The sequence below is a fragment of the uncultured Thiodictyon sp. genome, assembly GCF_903828115.1.
GTDB lineage: Bacteria > Pseudomonadota > Gammaproteobacteria > Chromatiales > Chromatiaceae > Thiodictyon.
The window spans coordinates 1-20,199 of sequence record NZ_CAIKKU010000240.1 but is presented as its reverse complement, the minus strand read 5'-3'; the positions used below and the strand labels follow the sequence as shown (position 1 = coordinate 20,199).

Annotated in this window: 20 protein-coding genes and 3 pseudogenes; 9 read left to right on the top strand and 14 right to left on the bottom strand. The window is 65.8% G+C overall.

All coding sequences use genetic code 11. The features are described 5' to 3' along the window. Window positions 1–9: 9 nt before the first annotated feature. The 7 genes from QZY48_RS09030 to QZY48_RS09005 all read right to left on the bottom strand — a co-directional run bounded on the left by QZY48_RS09030 (window position 10) and on the right by QZY48_RS09005 (window position 8,596). Entirely contained in the window at window positions 10–1,878 is a 1,869-nt protein-coding gene (locus tag QZY48_RS09030) for an HlyD family efflux transporter periplasmic adaptor subunit (RefSeq protein ID WP_295430289.1), read from the bottom strand. Window positions 1,879–1,975: 97 nt separating this feature from the next. Beyond that, on the bottom strand, window positions 1,976–2,773 hold the full coding sequence (locus QZY48_RS09025) for a SapC family protein (protein ID WP_295430287.1): 798 nt from the start codon (window positions 2,771–2,773) through the stop codon (window positions 1,976–1,978). A gap of 356 nt (window positions 2,774–3,129) precedes the next feature. Further along, on the bottom strand, window positions 3,130–4,056 hold the full coding sequence (locus QZY48_RS34695) for a trypsin-like serine protease (protein WP_366929658.1): 927 nt from the start codon (window positions 4,054–4,056) through the stop codon (window positions 3,130–3,132). A gap of 754 nt (window positions 4,057–4,810) precedes the next feature. Beyond that, window positions 4,811–5,365, bottom strand: coding sequence for a peptide transporter (locus QZY48_RS09020; protein ID WP_295430300.1), 555 nt, complete (start codon window positions 5,363–5,365; stop codon window positions 4,811–4,813). Then, the gene (locus QZY48_RS09015) at window positions 5,251–5,970 is read right to left on the bottom strand and encodes a hypothetical protein (RefSeq protein ID WP_295430304.1); all 720 of its coding nucleotides are present in this window, start codon (window positions 5,968–5,970) and stop codon (window positions 5,251–5,253) included. The genes QZY48_RS09020 and QZY48_RS09015 overlap by 115 nt, the downstream gene beginning before the upstream one ends. 13 nt (window positions 5,971–5,983) lie before the next feature. Beyond that, window positions 5,984–8,245 (bottom strand): ATP-dependent helicase, encoded by a 2,262-nt coding sequence (locus tag QZY48_RS09010; RefSeq protein ID WP_295430285.1) that lies wholly within the window; start codon window positions 8,243–8,245, stop codon window positions 5,984–5,986. A gap of 9 nt (window positions 8,246–8,254) precedes the next feature. Continuing rightward, the gene (locus QZY48_RS09005; protein ID WP_295430283.1) at window positions 8,255–8,596 is read right to left on the bottom strand and encodes a hypothetical protein; all 342 of its coding nucleotides are present in this window, start codon (window positions 8,594–8,596) and stop codon (window positions 8,255–8,257) included. A gap of 769 nt (window positions 8,597–9,365) precedes the next feature. On the opposite strand from QZY48_RS09005, the gene QZY48_RS09000 reads away from it, so the two are divergent. After that, a complete protein-coding gene (locus QZY48_RS09000) occupies window positions 9,366–10,664 on the top strand; it encodes a hypothetical protein (RefSeq protein ID WP_295430282.1) in 1,299 nt (432 codons plus the stop codon). Between the two features lie 275 nt (window positions 10,665–10,939). On the opposite strand, the gene QZY48_RS08995 is transcribed toward QZY48_RS09000, so the two are convergent. Beyond that, window positions 10,940–11,506, bottom strand: coding sequence for a J domain-containing protein (locus QZY48_RS08995; protein WP_295430280.1), 567 nt, complete (start codon window positions 11,504–11,506; stop codon window positions 10,940–10,942). A gap of 187 nt (window positions 11,507–11,693) precedes the next feature. Between QZY48_RS08995 and QZY48_RS08990 the strand changes: the two genes are divergently transcribed. After that, on the top strand, window positions 11,694–11,906 hold the full coding sequence (locus QZY48_RS08990; RefSeq protein ID WP_295430278.1) for a hypothetical protein: 213 nt from the start codon (window positions 11,694–11,696) through the stop codon (window positions 11,904–11,906). 297 nt (window positions 11,907–12,203) lie between these two features. Here QZY48_RS08990 and QZY48_RS34690 read toward each other — a convergent pair. Continuing rightward, a pseudogene (locus QZY48_RS34690) lies at window positions 12,204–12,527 on the bottom strand (hypothetical protein); the annotation flags it as partial. A gap of 464 nt (window positions 12,528–12,991) precedes the next feature. On the opposite strand from QZY48_RS34690, the gene QZY48_RS08980 reads away from it, so the two are divergent. From QZY48_RS08980 to QZY48_RS08960, 5 genes and pseudogenes are all read left to right on the top strand, one after another. Beyond that, a complete protein-coding gene (locus QZY48_RS08980) occupies window positions 12,992–15,277 on the top strand; it encodes an SNF2-related protein (protein ID WP_295430299.1) in 2,286 nt (761 codons plus the stop codon). Then, window positions 15,274–15,498, top strand: a complete 225-nt coding sequence (locus QZY48_RS08975; RefSeq protein WP_295430274.1) for a hypothetical protein — start codon at window positions 15,274–15,276, stop codon at window positions 15,496–15,498. The genes QZY48_RS08980 and QZY48_RS08975 overlap by 4 nt, the downstream gene beginning before the upstream one ends. Before the next feature lie 10 nt (window positions 15,499–15,508). After that, window positions 15,509–15,772, top strand: a complete 264-nt coding sequence (locus tag QZY48_RS08970) for a hypothetical protein (RefSeq protein ID WP_295430272.1) — start codon at window positions 15,509–15,511, stop codon at window positions 15,770–15,772. Next, a pseudogene (locus QZY48_RS08965) lies at window positions 15,670–15,999 on the top strand (DNA-binding protein); the annotation flags it as partial. The gene QZY48_RS08970 and the pseudogene QZY48_RS08965, both read left to right, overlap by 103 nt. A 46-nt stretch (window positions 16,000–16,045) precedes the next feature. Next, on the top strand, window positions 16,046–16,408 hold the full coding sequence (locus QZY48_RS08960; RefSeq protein WP_295430302.1) for a hypothetical protein: 363 nt from the start codon (window positions 16,046–16,048) through the stop codon (window positions 16,406–16,408). A gap of 267 nt (window positions 16,409–16,675) precedes the next feature. On the opposite strand, the gene QZY48_RS08955 is transcribed toward QZY48_RS08960, so the two are convergent. Together QZY48_RS08955 and QZY48_RS08950 are read right to left on the bottom strand one after the other, a co-directional pair. Further along, a complete protein-coding gene (locus tag QZY48_RS08955) occupies window positions 16,676–17,200 on the bottom strand; it encodes a GNAT family N-acetyltransferase (protein WP_295430270.1) in 525 nt (174 codons plus the stop codon). Beyond that, on the bottom strand, window positions 17,197–17,484 hold the full coding sequence (locus QZY48_RS08950) for a hypothetical protein (protein WP_295430268.1): 288 nt from the start codon (window positions 17,482–17,484) through the stop codon (window positions 17,197–17,199). Before QZY48_RS08950 ends, QZY48_RS08955 begins: the two co-directional genes overlap by 4 nt. 186 nt (window positions 17,485–17,670) lie before the next feature. On the opposite strand from QZY48_RS08950, the gene QZY48_RS08945 reads away from it, so the two are divergent. Together QZY48_RS08945 and QZY48_RS08940 are read left to right on the top strand one after the other, a co-directional pair. Further along, entirely contained in the window at window positions 17,671–17,937 is a 267-nt protein-coding gene (locus QZY48_RS08945) for a hypothetical protein (protein WP_295430266.1), read from the top strand. A gap of 324 nt (window positions 17,938–18,261) precedes the next feature. Beyond that, entirely contained in the window at window positions 18,262–18,966 is a 705-nt protein-coding gene (locus tag QZY48_RS08940; RefSeq protein ID WP_295430264.1) for a hypothetical protein, read from the top strand. Window positions 18,967–19,121: 155 nt separating this feature from the next. Here the strand turns inward: QZY48_RS08940 and QZY48_RS08935 are convergent, their stop codons facing one another. The 3 genes and pseudogenes from QZY48_RS08935 to QZY48_RS08925 all read right to left on the bottom strand — a co-directional run. Continuing rightward, complete coding sequence (locus QZY48_RS08935; protein WP_295430262.1) at window positions 19,122–19,370, bottom strand: hypothetical protein; 249 nt, start codon at window positions 19,368–19,370, stop codon at window positions 19,122–19,124. Between the two features lie 52 nt (window positions 19,371–19,422). Next, the gene (locus QZY48_RS08930; protein WP_295430260.1) at window positions 19,423–19,854 is read right to left on the bottom strand and encodes an MFS transporter; all 432 of its coding nucleotides are present in this window, start codon (window positions 19,852–19,854) and stop codon (window positions 19,423–19,425) included. 11 nt (window positions 19,855–19,865) lie between these two features. Then, window positions 19,866–20,060: pseudogene (locus tag QZY48_RS08925) on the bottom strand (hypothetical protein); the annotation flags it as partial. Window positions 20,061–20,199 lie beyond the last annotated feature (139 nt).

Genomic DNA, 20,199 nt, shown 5'->3' with positions numbered 1-20,199 from the left:
CGCGCGCCCTCAGGGCAGCCAGGCCCAGGTCTTGACCCGCAGCCAGTGCAGGAAGGTCCGGGTCCAAATCCAGATGAGCTTGCGTCGTCCCGCCTCCAGCTTGCCGATGCCTTCCATGCCCGGACGCAGTCCTGCTGGCTGCTCCAAGAGTTCCCCCTCGACCTTGAAGGTGTTGCGTCCAGCCGCTGGGGTGGTCACTGGGGTGACCAGACTGACGCGGAAGGGGATGGCGGTCTGCGGCAGGGCGCCCAGGATCAAGGTCCCCTTCCCCCCTTCGGTCAGGAAGCCGATATCGCGTTCGTCCACGTTCAGGATCAGACGGAAGCTGCCGACCGGGGCGATCGCAAACAGTTGATCCCCACGCTGCACCGGGCTGCCCAAGGACTGAGACAAGTCGCCGGAGACCAGAATGCCATCATAGGGGGCGGTCAGGCGGGTCCGCGCCAGTTGCTCCCGGATCAGCGCCAATTGCGCCTCCGCCTGCTCGAGCTGGGCAGAGAGGATACGCACCTTAGCCCGATCATGACCGGCTGCGGCCTCACGGCGCTCCCGTTGGTATTGAGCACGCTGAGTGCTGAGCTTGATGCTCTCCAGGTTGAGGTCGCGGTCGTCGAGGATGGCGAGCACCGCTCCCGCATCCACCTGCTCACCGGCGTGGTAACGGGCATCGGCGAGATAGCCATTGAAGGGGGCGACGATGGCACGTAGACGACCGCCCTCTAAGGTGCCCTTCGCGACGATCCGGAAGCTGCCGGTGGCCAGGCTGAAGAAGACCACGCCCGCGGTCAGTGCCAGGACGATTAGCTTGCGCAGGAGGTGAGCGGGGCCAAACAGCTTGACGACCTGGGCCCGTAACGCCAGCCAGGCTTTGCCGAGCAGCCACCGCTCATCCTCACGTTTGGCCAGCAGGACGGGGAAAGCCAGACCACCCAAGGTCTCGCATAGGTCCGCCTCGGCCCCGTCTAGGGCACGCCCGTGGGGCCGCTCCAGGGTCAACGCCCCCTCGAAACGTCCTTTGACGGCGATCGGGATGGTGCACAGGACCGCCCCGCCCTGCTGGCTTGCCAGATCCGCATGGGCAGCGGTGACCAGGGGTGCAGCCGGGTCCTGGGGGTAACGCACCAAGGTCTCTTGGTCCACGGCCTCCGCCATGGCCGCCTCCAGCAGCCGGACCAGGTTCATCTCGCGACCGAAGGTCGCGTTGTGGGAGATGGCATGGACACGCAAGCCCTGGCCATGGCGCAACCCCAGGCTCACCCGGTCGCAATCGAGCCGGGTCGCCAGTTCCGAAACCAGGGCGGTGCAGGCGGCCTGGAAGCGCTCTTCCTCTACCACCACCGCCACCAAGTCGAGCACGGTGAAAACCCGGTCCTTGGCCGCATCGGCTCGGTCCGCGTCATGGCGGTGGAACATGACCTCCAAGGCGGCCATGCCCCAGTGAATATCGCGGAGATCCGCCTGCAGATGGGCCGGGTCACGCTCTCCCACCTCCACCACCACCACACCCCGCAACCGGCCGCCAGCCTCCACCGGGTAACCCAAGTCGAAGCACCGCCCTTGATCGCAGGTGGAATGCTCATGTACGGTCCCGCGGCGCTCACGTAAGGCCTGTTCCGCCGCCGAGGTAAGGTGCGTCAAGTCTCGGCGGCGGTCCGGCCAGACCGCAGCCGGAGTGAAGGGGCCGGATGGCAGGGCGGCCAGTAACAGGATCCCGCCCAGAGCGCCCTCGATACGCTCGCACAGCAACGTCAACCAAGCCTGATAGAAGGCGTCCAGACTCGGGGCACTCGCAAAGGTGCGCCACACCGTGCCGAACTCGGCGGGACGCTGCTCGGAATTGGCTGTCGGAAGAGTTTCCTGCGATGCCGCCGTGCTCATTGTCCCTCGCCGTCGCTCGTTGCGATCCATTGTGGCGGGTCGGTCAACCGACGACCGGACCCACAGACCACCCTGTTCCTCCTCGACCGCTTGTCACTCAGTGGGTGACCGGCGCGCCGTCGCCCTCCTCGTGCGCAGCCGGTTCGTCGCCCTCCGCCGCTGGCACCGTAGATGGCTCCGCGCCGATGCGCTGGAGCATTCGATTGAAGTTCTGCAGGGACTGCAGGTGCAAATAGATCAGCTCCAATTCGTCGCTGACCACCAAATTGGTTAGCGTCTCCCGATCCAGCGCCTTCAGCTTGGTGCGGTTCACTGCCATGAAACCGGTCAGGCCCCGCCGTGCGCCTCCCGGTAAGGTGAACTGGGCCTGCATCGGCTCCAGCAGTCCCAAATCCGACAGATGCTTACACAAGGCGCTGGTGCGCTGGTGCTGGACCTGGTAGTCCTTGACGAAATTCAACACCGTGTCCAGATACTGGGTACGCTCACCGTCGGTGTCGAACAGTTGCTCGCCGCGACCATCGCGGTTACAACCGCTGAAGGATTCGTCGATACACAGGGTAAAGGTCTTGGCATCCGCACTGCCAGCGAAGACGAAGGGGTAGCGGCGGACGAAAGCGGGCACATAGACGCCGTCCCAGGCGCCGTTTTCCTTGATAAAAAGGTTATGCTCGGGCTCGATGCCAAGGATGACCACTGGCATGATCCCATCGCCTTGACCGGCGAACACCACGACATAATCAGCCGCCGCTCGGGGTATCTCAACCGCGGTCAGTGGCACGGAGTTGGCCTTGCGGGCAAACCCGAAGTCACCACCGACCTTCACCGACAGCCCGATGTGGCGCTGACTGGAGAGCGGAACGGCGGATGCATAGAACATCAGTTGGGTGGCCATTGGGTATTTCTCCTTCTGTGATCGTCATGGGGAATCTGCGGAGATTGCTGTTCGGCGTGTCCGCGCGGAACCGTCGCAAATCGTAATTGCCGCAGTCCCCTGGTGCAAGACAACGACGATGCCCGAGGCGGCAACTAGGCTGGGCAATGTTCACCAAAGTGGAGTACACAAACCGGCCAGTCATGTCGACGCCACGTCGCATGGCATATCAGTCAATTCTGACGATTTCGCTCGGAAAACGTTGATTAATCGTGAATTCTTGCGACAGCAGCCACGTATTTCCTTGATTTCATTAGAAATGCCCTGGCGCACCCCGAATTAATTTAGCGTCTCCCTAGGACAATTGGCGCCGCGAACTACGGCTGTGCCGACTTGCCCCCAGTTGCTGCGGCTTGAGGCCAGGCATCCCACCCAGCGAGCGGGTGCAGATTGACCGACATATTAGAGCGAGCGGAATCGCGAGCACCAAGTCCGTAGACCGTCCCGTGGACCCCTACCACTTTGCCGTCCCTGAGCACGGGGCCGCCGGAGTCCCCCGGACAAATCGCCGGGCTACCGGGGCGAAGATCGCCAGCGAACGTGTAGAAGTTTACCGCATCCACTCGGATCACTCGGCTCCGGCCCCAAGTCCGACGGACGGGAGCAGACTCCCGTCGCGCCTCTGCCACCCGCTCACATCCATAACCCACCAAGATCACGTCCGCCTCGCGCACCAGACGCCTTAGGTCCACGCAGGCCACTGGGATCGATGGAGTTTCATCGTCCACCAGGACGATGGCCAAGTCCGGAAAGCGCGCAGTGATGTGCGACTCCATATACAGCCGCCGAATGCGCCGGGCGAGATCCTCCCCCGAATAACGCCCCCGGTACTCGGCGATGCGAGCATTCTGATAGGCATGCAGACGACTCAAGGCTGATGCAAAGGACTCCAAGAGCCGCGTCCCGGTAACATTCAGGGTCTGATAATCGGAGTCCCCACTGGGCTCTGCCCGATTGCTTACTAGAATCTTACCCCCAGGCTGCCAGGGACGGCCCAGAGTACCGGCCGGGATATCGACGACGCAATGGGCGGCAGTGAGGAAGATCCGCGGTCCGATCTTGGTCGCCGTGCACCGCTGGCCCGGGGCACTCTTCAGAGACACCACGAAACCGTAGCGCTCCACCGAATCCGGCTGCCCTCCAATCAGGGCCTGGAGCGAACCGGCGAGCGTGCAGAGCAGCAACGCAAGCAGTAATCGTGCGCACCCTCCGCCGTCCCCTCCCCCGCGCGATCTGTTCGCCATCTTTAGCTAGGCACCCCGCTGCGGAAATCTACGCGTGATTGTACCCCTTGCCCGAAGTCTTCTGGTGGATCGTTTGCTGGGCTCGGCGGGGTTGTACAGGGGGATTTCTGACTCGCGCTGATCAAAAGTCGCCTGCATCATCCGCCTCTTTGCTCTGAACTCCCCTGCACCGATATCGGGTCCGAACATGGAGACAGAACCGTTCTTGATCGCCCAACCGGCCCCGCGAAGGCTATCATTTTGTTAAATAACATATTTATGACGCAAACCGCCATGAGCTAAGGCCAGCATCCCTCACATTATAGTAGGTAGTGCAGACGACTTCTGAAAATGATACCAGCCCGGCCTGAAGGTGTCCGAGCGGCGACCCACGCGGGTCGGATGCGGTGCTCAGTCCCGCCCGCTTGAGTACGGGAAGCCACAGGCATTTGGTCGCCGCCACGGGCGGTATCCTGGGACGCCTCCCTCCGCGCAACAGCCAGTATCATGGAGGTCGCAATGTCCGGTCTCTACCCGAGCGGCTCGTTGGTTGATGCCAGATACTGTTGGAGGACTTGTTTCACCAGGTCCTGAACCGTGCGGCCCTCTTGGATCGCCCGAATCTTCAGTTGCTGGCGCATTTTCGCCGGAATCTGAACAATTAAGCCGCGCGGTGGGTTCCGCCGCTGCCAGCGCGGTTAGCGGCGCGAGGTCTGACGATGTGCCGCTACTCGCCCCGGATTGTTCCATGCGAGGCTTGACCTTCAAACGCGGTTCAGACATCGAACGCATCCTGGATGTGCTTGAGCAAGTGGTGGATTTCCCACGCGCCCGGTCCTGCGGGCTCGTCGGCCGTGGACCGGGCAAAGATCGTGCGATCGTAGATGGACCCTCGCTGGATCGGGAACCCGTAGGTCTTGATCGCATCCGCGACCTCCCGCGCCAGGAGGGTGCCCTTCTTGGCCCGGGTGACTACGAAGGCCGCCGCGGGGGCACCGTCCGTGACGGTCTGTCGCGCCTGGATCATCTCGACCAGCGGGTCGCAGGCCCAGATATCTAAAGGCGAGGGCTCAATCGGGATGAGCACCAGGTCCGCCGCCTTGACGGCCGCCGCGATCATCTTCTCCAGCTTGGCGGCGCCGTCGATGAAGACCCATTGATAGGGTGCGCCCAGGGAGGCCAGATCCCGATCGAGCGTCGGCCGGTCGAGGTCGATCACGGGAAAGTCAGCCTTCCCGTCCCCCGCGTTGTGCCAATCCCGGGCGCTGCCTTGCGCGTCGGCATCGGCGAGCAGGACCGTCTGCCTCTTGAGGTGCAGCGCCCGGGCCAGATGGGCGACCAGGGTGGTTTTCCCGCACCCGCCTTTGGGGTTGAGGATGGCACGGCGCGCCATGGTGTGTGGCCGACCGCCAGCAAGGCGGCATCCCGCAGACCCTTCAGGTCCCCGGGGTCGCGGGTCAGCACCGCCAAGGCATCCAGAACATCGGTCCAACGAAACGGTGCCGCCTGGTCCTGGCCGCCGCTGCCGCGCGTCTTCACCTTGACGGTGTTGCGCACCATCGGTGTCTTGGTCGGATCGGGCGCATCCAGGAGGGGATCCAGCGTGCTCAGGTAGCGCAGCAGCGTCGCCCGGACGCGGGCCGGTTCCCCGTCATAGCCACCCAGCATGTCGGTCACGAACCGCACTAGCAGTTCCGGCCGGGTCGGGAGATGGATGCGGTCCCGCTCGTCCGGATACCAAGTCATGGCCCGACCCAGTGCCCAAGTCCGGAAGACCGCCCAGTCGCAGGCCCAGGCGATCCGGGTGTTCGGCGCGGCGGCCTCCAGTGCGGCCGTGATGGACAGGTCCGCAGTGGACAGCCAATCGTCGCCCGGAAGAGCGCATAGACGACCGCGCTCGGCAGACGGCCGATGGCAGGACCGAATCGCCCGCACGGTTCAAACCCGTTCACACCCGCTCCATAGCCACAACGCCCGACTTGATGTAGCGATGGGTCCCGCCGAAGTTGATGTCCAGGATGTCCTTGTCGCGAACGCCGACTACCAGGCCATCGCCGAAAAAAGGATGTCGTACCCGGTCGTTGATGCCCCAGCCGCCGGGGGGCACCGGCGCGGTCGGTGGCTCCACCGACGCTTGGTAACGTTCCTCAAGCCCCACTTCCCCCAGATACCGGTTGAGCACCGGCGCTGCCTGAAGCGACGCCTCCGGCAAGGACGCCCCGCGGTCGGCGCCGGACAACCGATGGGTAATCGCCTCCCCGAGTGCCGTGCTGGTGCGCAGATTGGCCTCGAAGGCGAAGGGGCTGGCGGCGCTCCTCGCCCGACCGGGACCCCGGGTGGGGATGCCGAGCCACACCGCATCGAAGCGCGCATCCGGCGGCACCACCAGCAGGAGTTGTTCCTGGACGCGGGTCATTGCCACATAGGCGAGCCGCCGTTCTTCCTCAGGCATTGGCTCGGCACCGGCTCGCCGCGACGGGAACAGCCCGTCTTCCAGCCCGGTGACGATAACCATGGGGAACTCGCGCCCCTTCACCTGGTGAATCGACGACAAGAGCACGGCGTCGCCGCCGGCCTCATAGCGCTCCCGCGCCCGCCGCAGCGCATCCATGCGGGCGACGAACTCACCGACCGTGGTGCGGGTGCGCACCGCCCAGTCCAGCAGCGTCTGATAGGCCAACTCTTTTTCGGCCGCGGCCTCACTGGTCGCCGCGGTGGCGAACGCGCTCACCAGGTCGGTGGTGCTGGCATAGAACCGCAGCGCATCGGCGGCCGGCAGGTCGGCCCATCCGAGGGCCTCGTGCCATACCTGCGCACGGTCGCTGATCCGCGTTTCGTGGTAGGGCTTCTTGGCCTGGCGGGCGGTCTCCATGAGCAGGGCCGGGGCCTGCGCGGGTGCCCGCAGAATCCCATCCGCCAACGCATCCAGGGTGGCCGCCGTCAGCCACAGGGTCGGGGTTGAGAGCATATACCGGACGATCTCGCGCACCCGCGGCTCGGCGAAGAGGGTGCCGGCGGCGAGGCGCAGGTAGCCCAAGAGCCCGGCGATCTCCGGGACCCGGAAGAGGTCGTCCTTCGCCTTGACGTAGGGGATGTCGCGCTCCAGCAAGGCCAGTTCCAGGCTCAGCGTCTGGGCCCAGAGGCGGGCGAGGACCGCGACCTCGCGCAGCGACCGCCCGGCGCGCCGCCAGCCGTCGATGGCCGCCACGATCGCCGCCTGATCCCCGGCCGAGGTGGCACGGAGCACCTCGATGCCGGTGTCCGGCGTGGCCGGCGCCGAGACGCACAGGGTATCCATGCGGTTGCGGTTGTGGCCGATCAACTGGGCCGCGGCCAGCGACACCCGGTGGCCGAAACGGAAGGTCCGGGACAGGGTGTAACGGGTCGCCCCGGGGAAGTGCTGCGCGAACTCCTCCCCCATGATCTCGGGTCGCGCACCGCGCCAGGCGTAGATGCACTGTGAATCATCGCCGACCGCGTTCAGGTGCGCCCGGGTGCCCACCAGTTGGATCAGCAGTTCAACCTGGACGCGACTGACATCCTGGAACTCGTCGACCACCACCAGGTCCAGCTTGTTGGTGACCATCCCGAGCGCTTTGGGGTTGGCGCGCATCACCGCCACCGGCTCTGACAGCAGGTCGGCGAAGAACCGCAGGCCCGCGCGCTCGCGCGCCTGCTCGAAGAGGGCGAAGGCCCGCACGAAGTAGGCGCAGGACGGCAGCAGGCCAAAGGTCCGGAAGGCGTCCGCGGCGGACAGCAGGTCCGACTTGACCAACCCGATGAAGGCGCGAAACGCCTCGAATGCATCCTGGCTCGGGTACTCGTCGCTACCCTCCTCTTTCAGCGCCGCCAGGGCGGCCTCACGGGCGAGCCTCTTCTCCACGGCCTCGCTCGCCTCCAGGCGGCGGCGGGGCAGTAGTTCATGCTTCTCGAACAGCGCGGTCAGCGACAGCCCCAGGCTGTGGAAGGTGGACACCTTGGGCGCGGCACGGTGGGTCGGCAGCGCCCCCGCCAGCCGGGTCTGAAACTCCTTCGCCGCTTCGCGGTTGAAGGCGAGCACGCGGATGCGTTCCGCCGGGACCCCCTGCTCCAGCAGGAACAGGACCCGGCCGACCAGCATGTGGGTCTTGCCCGAGCCGGCCACGGCGTAGGTGAGGCTGTGGCCGCCGGTGTGCTCGATGGCGCGCAGTTGTTCGTCGGTGTAGTTCATGGATCGCGCTTAGTGGTCCCGCACCGGTCGCACCGTCAGGCGAAGGCCCTTCTTGGTTCGCTTCGTGACTGGCCAGGGTGGGCGTTCGTAATCGGCGTCCTCCGCGCACAGGTACAGCAGCAGGGACAAGAGTCTCCCATAGACCGACTGCGCCGCGGCGGCAAACCCGTCCGGAATTCCACCGCCCGCGACGCCGACAGTGATCCCGTCCCGCCACTGCGCCTCGACCTGAGCAAGTCCTTCTTCCAAGGTCCCGACCAACGGGACATGCCCGATGGCAAGTTGCACATCGGTGTCCAGGCCCAGGGTCAGGATGTCCTCGCAGCGATCCGCTCGCCAGTCGAGCCGCATGGGACGGCAGCGCCCTTCCCGCGGCGCGGTGCGCGGTCGCCAGCGCCACTCCGGCCACGTCGAGCGGCGCATAGACATAGGCGGGCCACGCGCCGACACGGCGTTGACGTAAGTCTTCCAGGGCGCGCCAGGACCCAGGGTGGTTGTGGCCGAAGGTTTCGAGGATTTGACGGGGGCGAAGCATTGGTTCGCAACTCCTTTTCACTTGACTACACCAAACACGGGGCAGTTTCGGCGGCGTCACAGCGCCACTCGCGGTGACGTTGGTTTCCCGCGCCCAGCTTGCCACAGGCCGTCGCCCCGGGCCGCAGTTGCCCTGGGTAATCGCCGTCTCGAACGGGTCCATGGGTGCCAAATCTTGGCACCTGCACTTGCAGCCGGATCATGGCGCCCTGTTTCCCACGAAAGAGCATGGGCCGGACCGCCCCGAGCACCAACCAGACCAGCGCTTCGTCACCGGCAGCCGGCAAATGAGGCGGGGTCCACTGGCCTGGCTTTCCGGACTCAGGCGCAGACGGTGCGGGACCCATAATAAGCGCTGGGGGACCTGCGGCGCAGGCTTGTATGGCGCAGGGAAAATCCATCGGGACTTTGCTGGCGTATCATGGGTATGATTGCGATATTCAGGCCGATTTCGATCCGTCCCAATGCGAGCCACCCAGCGCCGTCGTCCTCCGAGCCGCACCTTCCTGACCGACGTCGATCCGCAGATCCTCGCGCGGCTGGCCGCCGTGGCCCGTTATGTCGGTCGCAACCTTCTATGACTGACTTGCGTTTCGAACTCGATTGGGAAAGCGTGAGCGGCAGCCGCGGCGACGAGCTGGCAGCCACCTGGGCGCGGCTCGCTATCCGTGTCGGGGACGCGACCGTGACCAGCGTCAACGACTATCGCTCGCGCGCATTGCGCGACCATGTCCTGATTCCGCTTTATCCGCTGGCGGAATGGCTGGCGACGCATTGGTGGCTGTTACTCTACGAGGTCCCGACGCCGGGTCGGGAAGATTACGAGCGGCGGCATAACCTGCGGTTCGGGCGCGAGGGCTTCGCCCTACCGGATTTGTCGATCGAGCCGAGCGGCGAACGCACGTCGCTCAAGTGGCGCGCCTTCGATCTGCCGGATGCCCGCATCGGCTTTACCGGGGCCGGGACCTGCAATTTAGAGCTTGAGGGCGTTCGTCAAAGCTTTGCCGATCTGATCGAAACCGTTCTGGCGCGACTCGACCAGCAGGGCGTTGCGGAGACCTATTTGCATCGGGAATGGCAGGCAATCCAGTCGGCCGACGAAGACGAAGCTGCCTTCTGCATTGCCGCCGCACGACTGGGACAAGACCCCTATGCCATCGAGCAGCCGCTGTCGCAGGCTATCGTCACGGCTGCGAACCGCTTGCCTGCCCATTGGCAAGAGGAATTCTTCAATATCGCCGATGCGCGCACGATCGAGGAGCAGGCGACGCTGGTGAATGAAGCGAGGGCGCTGGCAATGGGTACCGCCGGCCAATTCGAGTCCCTGGTCGAACTGCGAGCGGAGACTGAAAAGATCCATCCCAAACGCGCCCCTTGGGACCAAGGTTATCGGGTTGCGCGGACACTGCGCCAAAGACTCGGTCTCGCTGCCGAGCCGCTCGGCAACGATGCTGAGCTGACCGCGGCGCTCAAGATACCGAGCCTTGGTTATACCCGCTTTGGCGAGCCCGGCGCAAGGCGGTGGCTGGACGGTCTGGTCGAGTGCGCCGACGACGAGGGGCCGGCCTTTCTGACTACCAAGTCGTGGGATCAGCAGGTGCGCTTCGCCTTCTGCCGCGGGCTATTCGAGTACCTCACTGTACCCGATACCCCGTCCGCGCTCACGACTGCCGCGAGGACCGATCGGCAACAGCGCAACCGCGCCTTTGCCGCCGAGTTTCTGGCACCCGCCGACTGGCTGCGTGGGCGTATCGTCGGAACCTGGGCGAGTGCGGACGAGATGGACGATTGGGCAGCGAAGCTGGGGGTTTCGGAAGAAGTCGTGCGGCGTCAGATACAGAATCATCGGCTGGCGTTTGTCGAAGGGATGGGTGATTGCTGGTAACGGATCGCGCAAGCGTTGTGCGGGCTGGGGAGGGGCCTAATCGAGAGATGGCAATCGATAACGACAGACCTGTGCCGGCGGCGAAGCTTCCTGCCTCAGTCCGCGGCACTGCATGTATCCCCGTCACTGACCGGATTCTCGCGATTGCATCCGGGGTCAATGGATCGGCGGACCGCGAAGCATTTATTATGAAGCTCGTTGTCACCGGGCGAGGCGCTCAAGAAATATCGCCTCCTGTCCAGGTGGTTAGAAATTAGACTTACTGTTTGGCAAGATCAAGCGATCAGGCATTCAGAAGGTGGCTTGCTCAGTCGTTTAAGTTTTTTTTTTAGAAACAACACGCTTTTCGAGAGCAGGGAGCCTGCAATCAAGCAGTTCGGTGTCAGGCGGTAACGCGGATCGCTGCAATGCTGGGCCAGCCTGAGCTTAGCTCGAAAATTCCGCGCCGCGCGATCATCTTCAAGCCGCAGCACGGCATCGTCGAGTGTCAATCGCTGCTCGTCGAAATAGGCGTCCCAATCGGCGAGGTCCTTCAGCGTGCGATAGGTCTCGCTAGCGCGTAGTGCCTGAATCTCCGAGGCCAGATGGTCGAGATCGTGACGCAGCACGACGATCGCGTGCCGCAATGACTCGGCATCGCTCAGGACCATGCCATGACCGACAAAGAGCTGTCCTTCGCGCACCGCGCAATGGATGGCGCGCACGGCATCGAGGTCGTTGTTGCGATAGGCGGCCTGGAGCCGCACGAAGACCTCGGCGGCGCGGGTCTGGTCCTCTTCGCCGACGCGGTCGGGGTGGCAGCGCTGGCTGGCCTCGCGGTAGAGCCGCTTGAGATCTTTCAATCCTTCGGGATCGAGCGGGTGGGGCGGCGGGGTTTCGCGGGCGCGGGCGTTCTCTATGGCAATAGTCGCGATAGTCAGCCTCGGCGCGCTCGGCCGCGGCGCGCAATGCGGGATCGCGCTCGGCCAGGCGGCGCAGCCGTTCAGCGCTGCTCTGCAGATATAGTGCGGTCAGGTCGCCGAGCTCGCGGTGGGCGCGAATCGAAAAGGCGTGGATTTGGCGCTCGATATCGGCCTGCTCGTCGCGCAGGGCGGTGATCTGGTAATCCAGCGCGCGCAGTTCCAGGCGCAGGAGGGCGGTGCGCTCGGATCTCGCCAGTGCGCGCTCGGCGCTGCCGCGCAGATAGTCGTCGATCCAGGCCGCGGCGCTCCCGTCGCGCGGGTCGCGAAGGGCGGCGAATAATGGATCGAGATCGAGCGCAAGCCGCGCGGGCTTGAACTTCTCCACTTGGACAGCGAGCGCGTCCCAGTCTTCGAGCGCAAGCAGATTGCGGACGATGTCGAGACGGCGGCGTACCTCGGAGGGATCAATGGACACACTGCCAAGTCCGTGGTCGCGCAGCAGTCCGTCGAATGCGTCGAGATAGTCCGCGGCGATGTCGGCGCCGATGTCTTCGTCGTCGAAGGGGTCGGGCGGGCTCTTGGCGATGACGACGATCATGCGATCGGCGTTATCCGCGGTTGGCCCGGTCCAGTTGTACGAACCTGCGATGACGCAGGCGCGGTCGATGACGCAGAAATTGTGCTCGATCGCCGGCTCGCCGTCGCTCGCGGTCGGGAGAAAAAAGACCTCGGCGCCGATGTCGCTCAGGCGCTGGAAATTCAGCCACCCGAACGGGACGCCGCCCGGCTCCAAGGCCATGGCGAGGCGAACCGCGCGTCCGCGGCCGGCTTGTTTGCACAGAATATCGAAGAGGGTGCTGTCGGAGAAGCGGGCCACCGCGACCGCGATCTCTCCGGTGGCAGCGTTCAGGCGCCTGGCAATTTCTTGTTGGATGTTGTCGAAGTGGACCGTGGTTTCCATGCGCACTAGCTAAGTTATTGGATGGAGGCCGGGCCAGTTCGCCTGGACTGGCCGTGACGAATCCGTGGATTCGCTCGCTGCTGACGGCGACGTGCTTAGGGTCGGGCTTGGGGGTACGCAGAGGATAGCACCTGGCCGCATCGCCGGGTGTCGAGATCTATCCGCGGCCGGGCCTCGCTCGGTAGCCAGGCGCAGCGCCCGGGGTCACTCGCGGGCGCATGGTCTCGCCTGCCTTTTCGGGGTCGCCCTGATCAACCCACCCTTCTCGCTGCACCTGGAGGCCCCGACCCTGGTTGCTGGCTCGGCCACGAGCTACGGGCGCTTCGGGCCGGATACCTCGGCGCTGTTGCACGCCTACGCCGTGCAACAAGCACTGGCAGCGGCCGACGTGGTGGCTGCGGTCCTCCCCCGGTCCTACGCCGACTCCTTTTGCGGACCCTGGAGCCTGGCCGCGACTGGTGGCCATGTTTCACGCCCCGACCTGGTGCTTCCGCGACCAAGGGGCCGATGTGCGGGTGTCCGTACTGTTCTTCACCAAGGACCCACGGGCGCCCGGCGCCGCGGTCCGCGTCGAGACCCAGGATGACGCCCTGACCCTGGCGCCAGACTTGGGCCTGTCGTGGCGCACTACGCGCCACCTGAACCCCCGACTGCGCGAAACCGGGATCGTCGATGAAGGACCGACTATCAACCGCCCGGTCACGGGCAATACCAAGGTCCGGCTCGGCCACTCGGGACGCAAGCTGACCCTGGGCTTTGCCTGCGGTCTGATCGAGGCCAAGGTCCGTAACGCGATCCTGGGTGAGCGTCTCACCCCGACCGGCATCGAGGGGCACCGCTATCCCAAGGGCCTGCGCTACACCGGCCAGGGCGCACTCGACCTTGAGGTACACCTGACCCAAGACGATCCGCTGGCGTCCCTTGAGGCCCTGTGCACGCTGATTCGCTCTACCGGCGCCGACCTGGATGTTGACCGCGGGTTGCGGCGGTATCTGCACAAGCGGGCGCGGCGCCTGCGCATCGAGCGCACCCCCTTTCGCCATACCGTCCTGGTCAAGGCCGACATGGCGCACGGCCCGGCCGGCGCGCTCGTCGGCAGGGCGCGCACCCTGCACCTGGTGGACCCCGCTACCTGGGGCTCGCCGGTCATCAAGGCGGGGGCGGAAGTGGCCTTCTCGCCCGACGGCGCCGGGTCCTACCGGTGCCGGGTCGGCGGGCGCGACTTCTCCTTGGCGGAAGAGGAACTCAACCGCCGCTTCGCCGTCGTCACCGGACAGGCGCAGGATCGGTGGGAGACGGTCCATCCCGGGCGCTTGGCGGCCTTCCCCGAGCGGGCGGCCGAACTGCGCCGCCGCGGGCAGGCCCTGGGCCTGGACGGGTTCCTGTCCTGGGACTACCAGTTCGAGGACCTGCTGGAACTATCGATGACCCGCGGCGCCATCGCCGCCTGGGCGGTCGGACTCGGCAAGGCGCGGCTCGCGGCCGGGCTCATCCTGCTGTCCGGCTGTACAGCCGGGCTGATCTGCACCGAGGCGTACCTGATCGAGGAGTTGCGCACCGAACTGGCCAAGCTCCCGATCCCGGCCACGGATTGGCAGGTGATCCAGAGCCCGCGGGATCTGGACACCCTGCGGCGGATCAACGTGATCAGCTACCACCGGCTGCGGGGACCGATCCACGGCGCCCACCAGCGGCGGACCTACGCAAGCCGCCTGCGGCACCGGATCGGGTGTCTGGTCGCTGACGAGGGGGACCTGTTGCGGAACAAGGGGACCGCCCAGACCGCCGCCTTGTGGAGGCTGGCGGCCAAGCGGCGCTATGCGTTGTCCGGAACACCGCTCGGGAACTACCCGCGCGATGCCTTCTCGGTGCTCGCCTTCACCGGGGGCGATGCGACCGCCGCGCAGGTGTATGGGATGCACCGTTGGTATCTGGACCCGGCGTTGCGGCAGTCGACCCGCGACTGCGTGCCCGGGGTCGATCGGGTGCGCGAGCAGTTCGTTACCTTCGAGTGGGTGACCAATGAGTTCAAGGACGACATGACCACCGACGCCAAGCGGGAGGTGCCGAAGCTGCGTAATCTGTCGGCCTACCGGGCGGCGCTGGCCCACCACGTCAAGCGGCGCGTGGCCCAGGAGCCCGATGTGGCACGGCACTTCCAGATCCCAGTACCAGAGCACCGCGTGACCACCCTCGATTGGGACCCGGCGCACCTGGCCCATTACCTGCGGGTCGCGGAGGACTTCCGCCAGTGGTACCTGAAGGGCCAGGCCAATTCCCGCGAGCGCAACCTGATCGCCCTGCTGGCACGCATCCAGGCGGTGCAGATCGCGGCGGCGATCCCGCAACGCCACTCGGACAAGTCCCCGTTCGTCTACGACGGCGGACTTACCAGCAAACAGCGGTACGTGGTGGACCGGTTGGCGGGCCTGGTAGAGGACGACCACAAGGTCATCGCCTACGCGGAATGGCCGGAGTTGCTGGAGGTCACCGGGCGGGCGTTGGATCAGCGCGGGATCGAGCACGTCATCATCCATGGCGGCAAGCCCATCGCGGAACGGGTCCGGGCACTGAACGAGCGCTTCCGGTTCGGCCCCGCCCCGGTGCTCTTGGCGAGCCTGGGGGTTGCCCAGAAGGGACTGAACATCCCGGAGGCCGACCGGGTGTGGTTCCTCACCCGCTCCTGGACTGCCAAGACCGAGACCAGGCCGAGGGGCGGGTCTTGCGGCCCCAGCAGACCCGGGCCGTGACCACCGAGTTCGTGCACTTGCGAGGGTCGATCGACGACTACCAGGGACAGATGGTCACGCACAAGCGTAGCACCATCAATGCGGGACTCGACTGGTGTACGCCGGAGTTGGACGACGTGGAGTTCCTGCACCTGGATACCATTCTGGGGCGGTTCGTCGAGGACCTGGAGGGGCTGATGGGGTGCCGGACCCACGAGGTCCGGGACCGACTGGCGGCATAGGAGCGTGATGATGAGCGATATCGAGGTTGTCATTGGTGACGGGTCGGTCACCATCCGCCGCTCCGGGCGTTCCGCGCCCATCGTGGCGCAGGTCCTGGGTCTTGATCGGGACCCAGACGGTGAAGTCACCCGCATTTGGCTAGATCGCCTGGTGCATCGGCCGGGGGAGGAATGGAATGGCGCGTGGTCCGTCCGTGGGGCCGAGAGCTCGATCATCGAGCGCAGTCGAGTCGGTGCTGTTGGCGCTTTCGACCGCCCACCGGAATCACCATGAGCGCCCACGGAGCGACCCGCCAACGCGCCTTTGAGGCCGCCTGCACCCTCGCCGCCGCCGGCAAGCGCCCGACCATCGCCGCCGTCCGCGAGGGACTGGGTGGCAAGGGCTCGCAGCAGGCAATCGGCGCCGGGATCGACGACTGGCTCGACGAGGCCGCTCGGCGCTTTCAGATCCCCGGCGTCCCCGAGGCGCTGCGCACGCAGGTGGTCGAGGTCTGGAATCAGGCGTGCCGGCTGGCCGGCGAGCAATGGAGCGACACGAAGACGGCGCTTGAGGCCCAGGGTCTCGGCGCTGGACGCCCAGGTCGCGGCGTTCGCTGGGCAGCGCGACGCGGCCAGCACCGAGATCGAGCGCCTGGCCGCCGAACTGAACAGCCAGGGCACGACGCTGCAGGAAACCCAGGACGCCTGGGACCTGGCCGGCAACAGGCTCGCCGCCCGTACCGAAGCCCTCGCGGAGACAACCGAGGCTTTGGCGCAGTCCCGCGCGCAGGGCGAGGACCAGTTCCGCCAGCGGGATCATCCCGAGCGGGTTGCCGCCGCGTCGGCGGAAAGCCTCAAGGCGGTCCAGGCGGAACAGCAGGCGCGAGACGCGGATACCCAGCACTGGCTCAGTCGCCTCTCCGAGCATTAGGCGGCCGTGGCTGAGGCCCGTGCCCAGGAAACGGTGCTGACTGAGGAGAAGAAGGCCCTGGCCTTGGAGGCCCAGCCTTGATGGCTGGACCTTCGGAAGGTGCAGTCCGAGATCAATGACCGCTTCGCAAGCCCGGACAGCAGGCCGACACCGGCAACGCAGGACGAACCGGCACCGTCCTGGATCGCCGGCCCTCCGGGGTCAGGGGGTTGACGCGTTCGGCGGTCAGCGGCGAGCGATTCATGATCAAGCGAATCGCGGTGAGTGTCACTGGTTGTCCGGGCGCGGAATCGACGACAGCGGCAGAAACATCGGCGTCGGTTCTGGCCGATCGAGCAGCAGCCCCTCGACCACCGATACTGGCTCGAAGCCATAGCGAAGATAGAAGGTCCGTGCCGCGGGCTTCGCATCGACGACGACGCCGACACACCCGATCTCGTCGGCCATCCGGCGGGCGAGGGTCAAGGCGAAGCGCAGCAGTGCCCGGCCGACCCCGCGGTCCCGCGCCGTTTCGGCCACCGCCAGTCGCGCCAAGCGTAGCGTCGGCAATGGGTAGCGCGGCAACCGGCGACGGCGGTCAGCGGGGAGCGCGTCGATTTCGATCGCGGACGGCGAGACGGTGACAAAGCCCAGGATCGCGTCATCCTCGACCGCGATATAGGTGACGCCGACATGGTGGCGAAACTGGTTTTGGCCCGCAAAGCGATGGAAAAAGCGGTCGAGGTCTGGGTGTCCGCTGCGGAACCGGTCGCGATCGTCGCCAGGCTCCAGCCGCCGAATCCTCACGCTCATAAGGGATCGCTTTGAGCGGGCTCGGGGTCCTCGCCAAAGAGTTCGTGCATCGCCCGATTGGGGCCTTCCTGAGACGCCAGCCGCTCCAGCAGCCGCTCGCCCGACGCGGCCGTGACCACGAGACGCGGGGGTATGACAACCTCCTCAGGGATCTCGTCGATGGCCTGTAGATGGTGCAGCAGGGCCTGCTCGATCACGAACCCCTTCTTCATGCCCCGGGCACGGACGTACCGTTCCAGGCGGTCTCGGGTTTCGGGAGAGATGTTCGCGGAAATCTGGGTCACGTCTCACCTGCTCGCGCTGGTTTCTACAAAACCGTAGAGAAGTCTAGCATAACACCAAAGACCGCCTGCGCCGGCGGTGCGGTAACGCTCAAGAAAAGTTCGCCCGGCGGTTTCTCTGCTCGGGCTGAACTGCTGGTCCATCGGCCGCTGCGCAGCATCTCTACCGGAACCGCGGGCGGGGACTCGGTGTCCGGGCGCGACGGCCAGCTTGCCACGCTGACGGCCACGGTCCAGGCGGAGCAGCAGGCGCGGGACGCGGATACGCAGCACTGGCTTTCCCGACTCTCTGAACATCAGGCGGCCGTGGCTGAGGCCCGTGCCCGGGAAACGGCGCTGACCGAGGAGAAGAAGGCCTTGGCCTTGGACGCGCAACGCCTGCGGCAGGACCTTCGGAAGGTGCAGTCCGGGCTCGACGATGATGAGCGTGCGCGCGGCGCCGCTCGCCAAGGCTGATTTCGCCGGGCAGGTCCGCTTTCGACCCACGGTGGCATAGGTGCCTGGTCGCCCCACTGCCCGCGGCGTTCGGCCGTCGCCTGTCTCTGCGCGGCCTCGCAGATCACGCGATCGGCCGGGATCTGCTCGTTGGCATACTGGCGGTACCACCAGGCATGCTCCGCCCGGATCAGCGCCAAGTCCACGAAACACCTCCGGCAAGCGACCGCGCACCGACCACGAGTCCGTTAATAAACAGAGACATGCCATATTCATATAGAATACTCGCCGACCCGTTCGCAGAACTACTACGAGTACCTTGTGACACCTCAAGAATTATTGATCATGACCATCCCTGCGACGGTGGCGCTCGCGGGCGGCGTACTGGCGGCATCGTGGCATCCCAGTCATAAGGCACGCAGCCTGATTCAGCATTTCGCCTCGGGCGTGGTGCTGGCGGCCCTCGCAGTGGAAATCTTTCCGGAAATCGGGCGTGGTCATGTCCCGCCACTGGTCTTGGTGGGATCTTTTGCGCTCGGCAGTCTGTTCATGTTCGCCGTGAAGATCTGGACGACCTGGATGGAACAGCGAGAGGCCGTGGGTCTTGCGGGCGGCGCAGCAGCAGGAAGTGCGCGCGGGTTGTTGTTGGCGACGTTCATCGACGTGGCCGTGGACGGTCTGATTATTGGCGCCGGCTTTGCGGCCGGTGGCGAGACCGGTACCATTCTCGCCATCGGCCTGTCGGTCGAACTGCTGTTCCTCGCCCTGGCGCTGACCTCCGACACGACCAAAGGCTGGCGCATCGTCGCCCTGTCCGGGGCGGTGGGTGCGACGGTGCTGGGGTTCGCGGTCATCGGCAATCATCTGCTCGCGGGCGCCTCGCACGCCACCATCGGCGGTGCGCTGGCCTTCAGCGCGGCGGCGCTGCTGTATCTCGTCACCGAAGAGTTGTTGATCGAAGCCCACGAAGTCCCCGAAACCCCTATTGCAACGTTAATTTTATTCAGCGGTTTCCTGATCTTTTGGTGCGTCCAACTGTTCGCGGTCTGAGCCACCGGGGGCGACCCGCGTCACCGACCGGGCAGCGGGGTCGACGCACGTCCCCCGCCGTCGATCGGGACGGGAGATTTACGAGCAGTTGCCGCTGAATCGGCAGCGCGGCCTAGCCCGCAACGCCCACCGTTTGCGATGACGGGTAGACCATCTCAGATGGCGCCGCGACGAGGCGTAGCGGAGCGGGTCCCGCGTAGCGCCCAGGTTGGGATCAGCAATGCCGCCGCCAGGGCGCACGCGGCGGAGAAACCGAAGGCAGCCAGTGCCCCGGCACCTTGATACAGCGCGCCGAAGAGGAGCGAGGCCGGCAACAGCAGGAGTCCGCCCGTCAGGTTGAACCAGCCGAAGGCCGTACCGCGCAGCGCCGCCGGAGCCAGATCCGCCACCAAGGCCTTTTCCACGTGAACAGCGCCAGCACAACCAGATAGCGCTTGAAGGCCGGCGGAAGCCCGATCAGGCGCCAACTGAAGACGGGGAGCTCAGGCCGGATCTCTCACGCGCCGCGTCCGGCCGAGGCTCGCGCAGCATCAGAGCCAGCACCAGGCAGATCGCCGCCGGCACGACGGCGCACAGAAAGACGTCGGTGAGCCCCCAGCCTAGACCCAATAGGAGGGCCGCCAGCAGCGGCCCGATCACCGCGCCGGCATTGTCCATCGCCCGATGTAGACCGAAGGCCAGACCGCGGATCCCAGGGTCCACGCTGGCGGCGACCAGGGCGTCGCGCGGGGAGGTCCGCAGACCCTTGCCGACCCGGTCGGCGAAGCGTAGTGCCAGCACCCCCGGCCAACTCGTGGCGAAGGCGATCAGGGGCCGGGCGAAACCGGCCAGTGCGTAGCCTGCCACCACCCAGGGCTTGGCGCGGTGGGTCCGATCGGCGGCGCTCACGCCGCGCTGGCTCAATCGCTGACGAGCCGCTGCATGGTTTCCGGATAGCGTGCCCCGGCTGCCACGCCGGGCGGCGCAATGTCGTCGATGCGTCGCAAGTCCTCCACGGTGAGCTGCACGTCCAGTGCGCGCAGGTTTTCGTCGAGATAGGTCCGGCGCTTGGTCCCGAAGATCGGCACGATCGTCTCACCCTGCGCGAGCACCCAGGCGAGCGCGAGCTAGGTTCACCTCGTGTACGCTCATCGAGCGTTTCCCTGTCCGTATTGCAGCGCAAAAATTGTGGCTGAAAAAATTCAGGATTCATGCTATTCAGCGGAGCGATGCCGCAACCGCATAACAGCGTTG

Excerpts from the sequence above, each read along its gene's own strand:
- QZY48_RS09030 (WP_295430289.1), bottom strand. The coding sequence starts at position 1,878 with ATGAGCACGGCGGCATCGCAGGAAACTCTTCCGACAGCCAATTCCGAG.
- QZY48_RS08940 (WP_295430264.1), top strand. The coding sequence starts at position 18,262 with ATGACCATCCCTGCGACGGTGGCGCTCGCGGGCGGCGTACTGGCGGCA.
- QZY48_RS09010 (WP_295430285.1), bottom strand. The coding sequence starts at position 8,245 with ATGAACTACACCGACGAACAACTGCGCGCCATCGAGCACACCGGCGGC.
- QZY48_RS08980 (WP_295430299.1), top strand. The coding sequence starts at position 12,992 with ATGTTTCACGCCCCGACCTGGTGCTTCCGCGACCAAGGGGCCGATGTG.
- QZY48_RS09005 (WP_295430283.1), bottom strand. The coding sequence starts at position 8,596 with ATGCGGCTCGACTGGCGAGCGGATCGCTGCGAGGACATCCTGACCCTG.
- QZY48_RS08970 (WP_295430272.1), top strand. The coding sequence starts at position 15,509 with ATGAGCGATATCGAGGTTGTCATTGGTGACGGGTCGGTCACCATCCGC.
- QZY48_RS09025 (WP_295430287.1), bottom strand. The coding sequence starts at position 2,773 with ATGGCCACCCAACTGATGTTCTATGCATCCGCCGTTCCGCTCTCCAGT.
- QZY48_RS34695 (WP_366929658.1), bottom strand. The coding sequence starts at position 4,056 with ATGGCGAACAGATCGCGCGGGGGAGGGGACGGCGGAGGGTGCGCACGA.
- QZY48_RS08955 (WP_295430270.1), bottom strand. The coding sequence starts at position 17,200 with ATGAGCGTGAGGATTCGGCGGCTGGAGCCTGGCGACGATCGCGACCGG.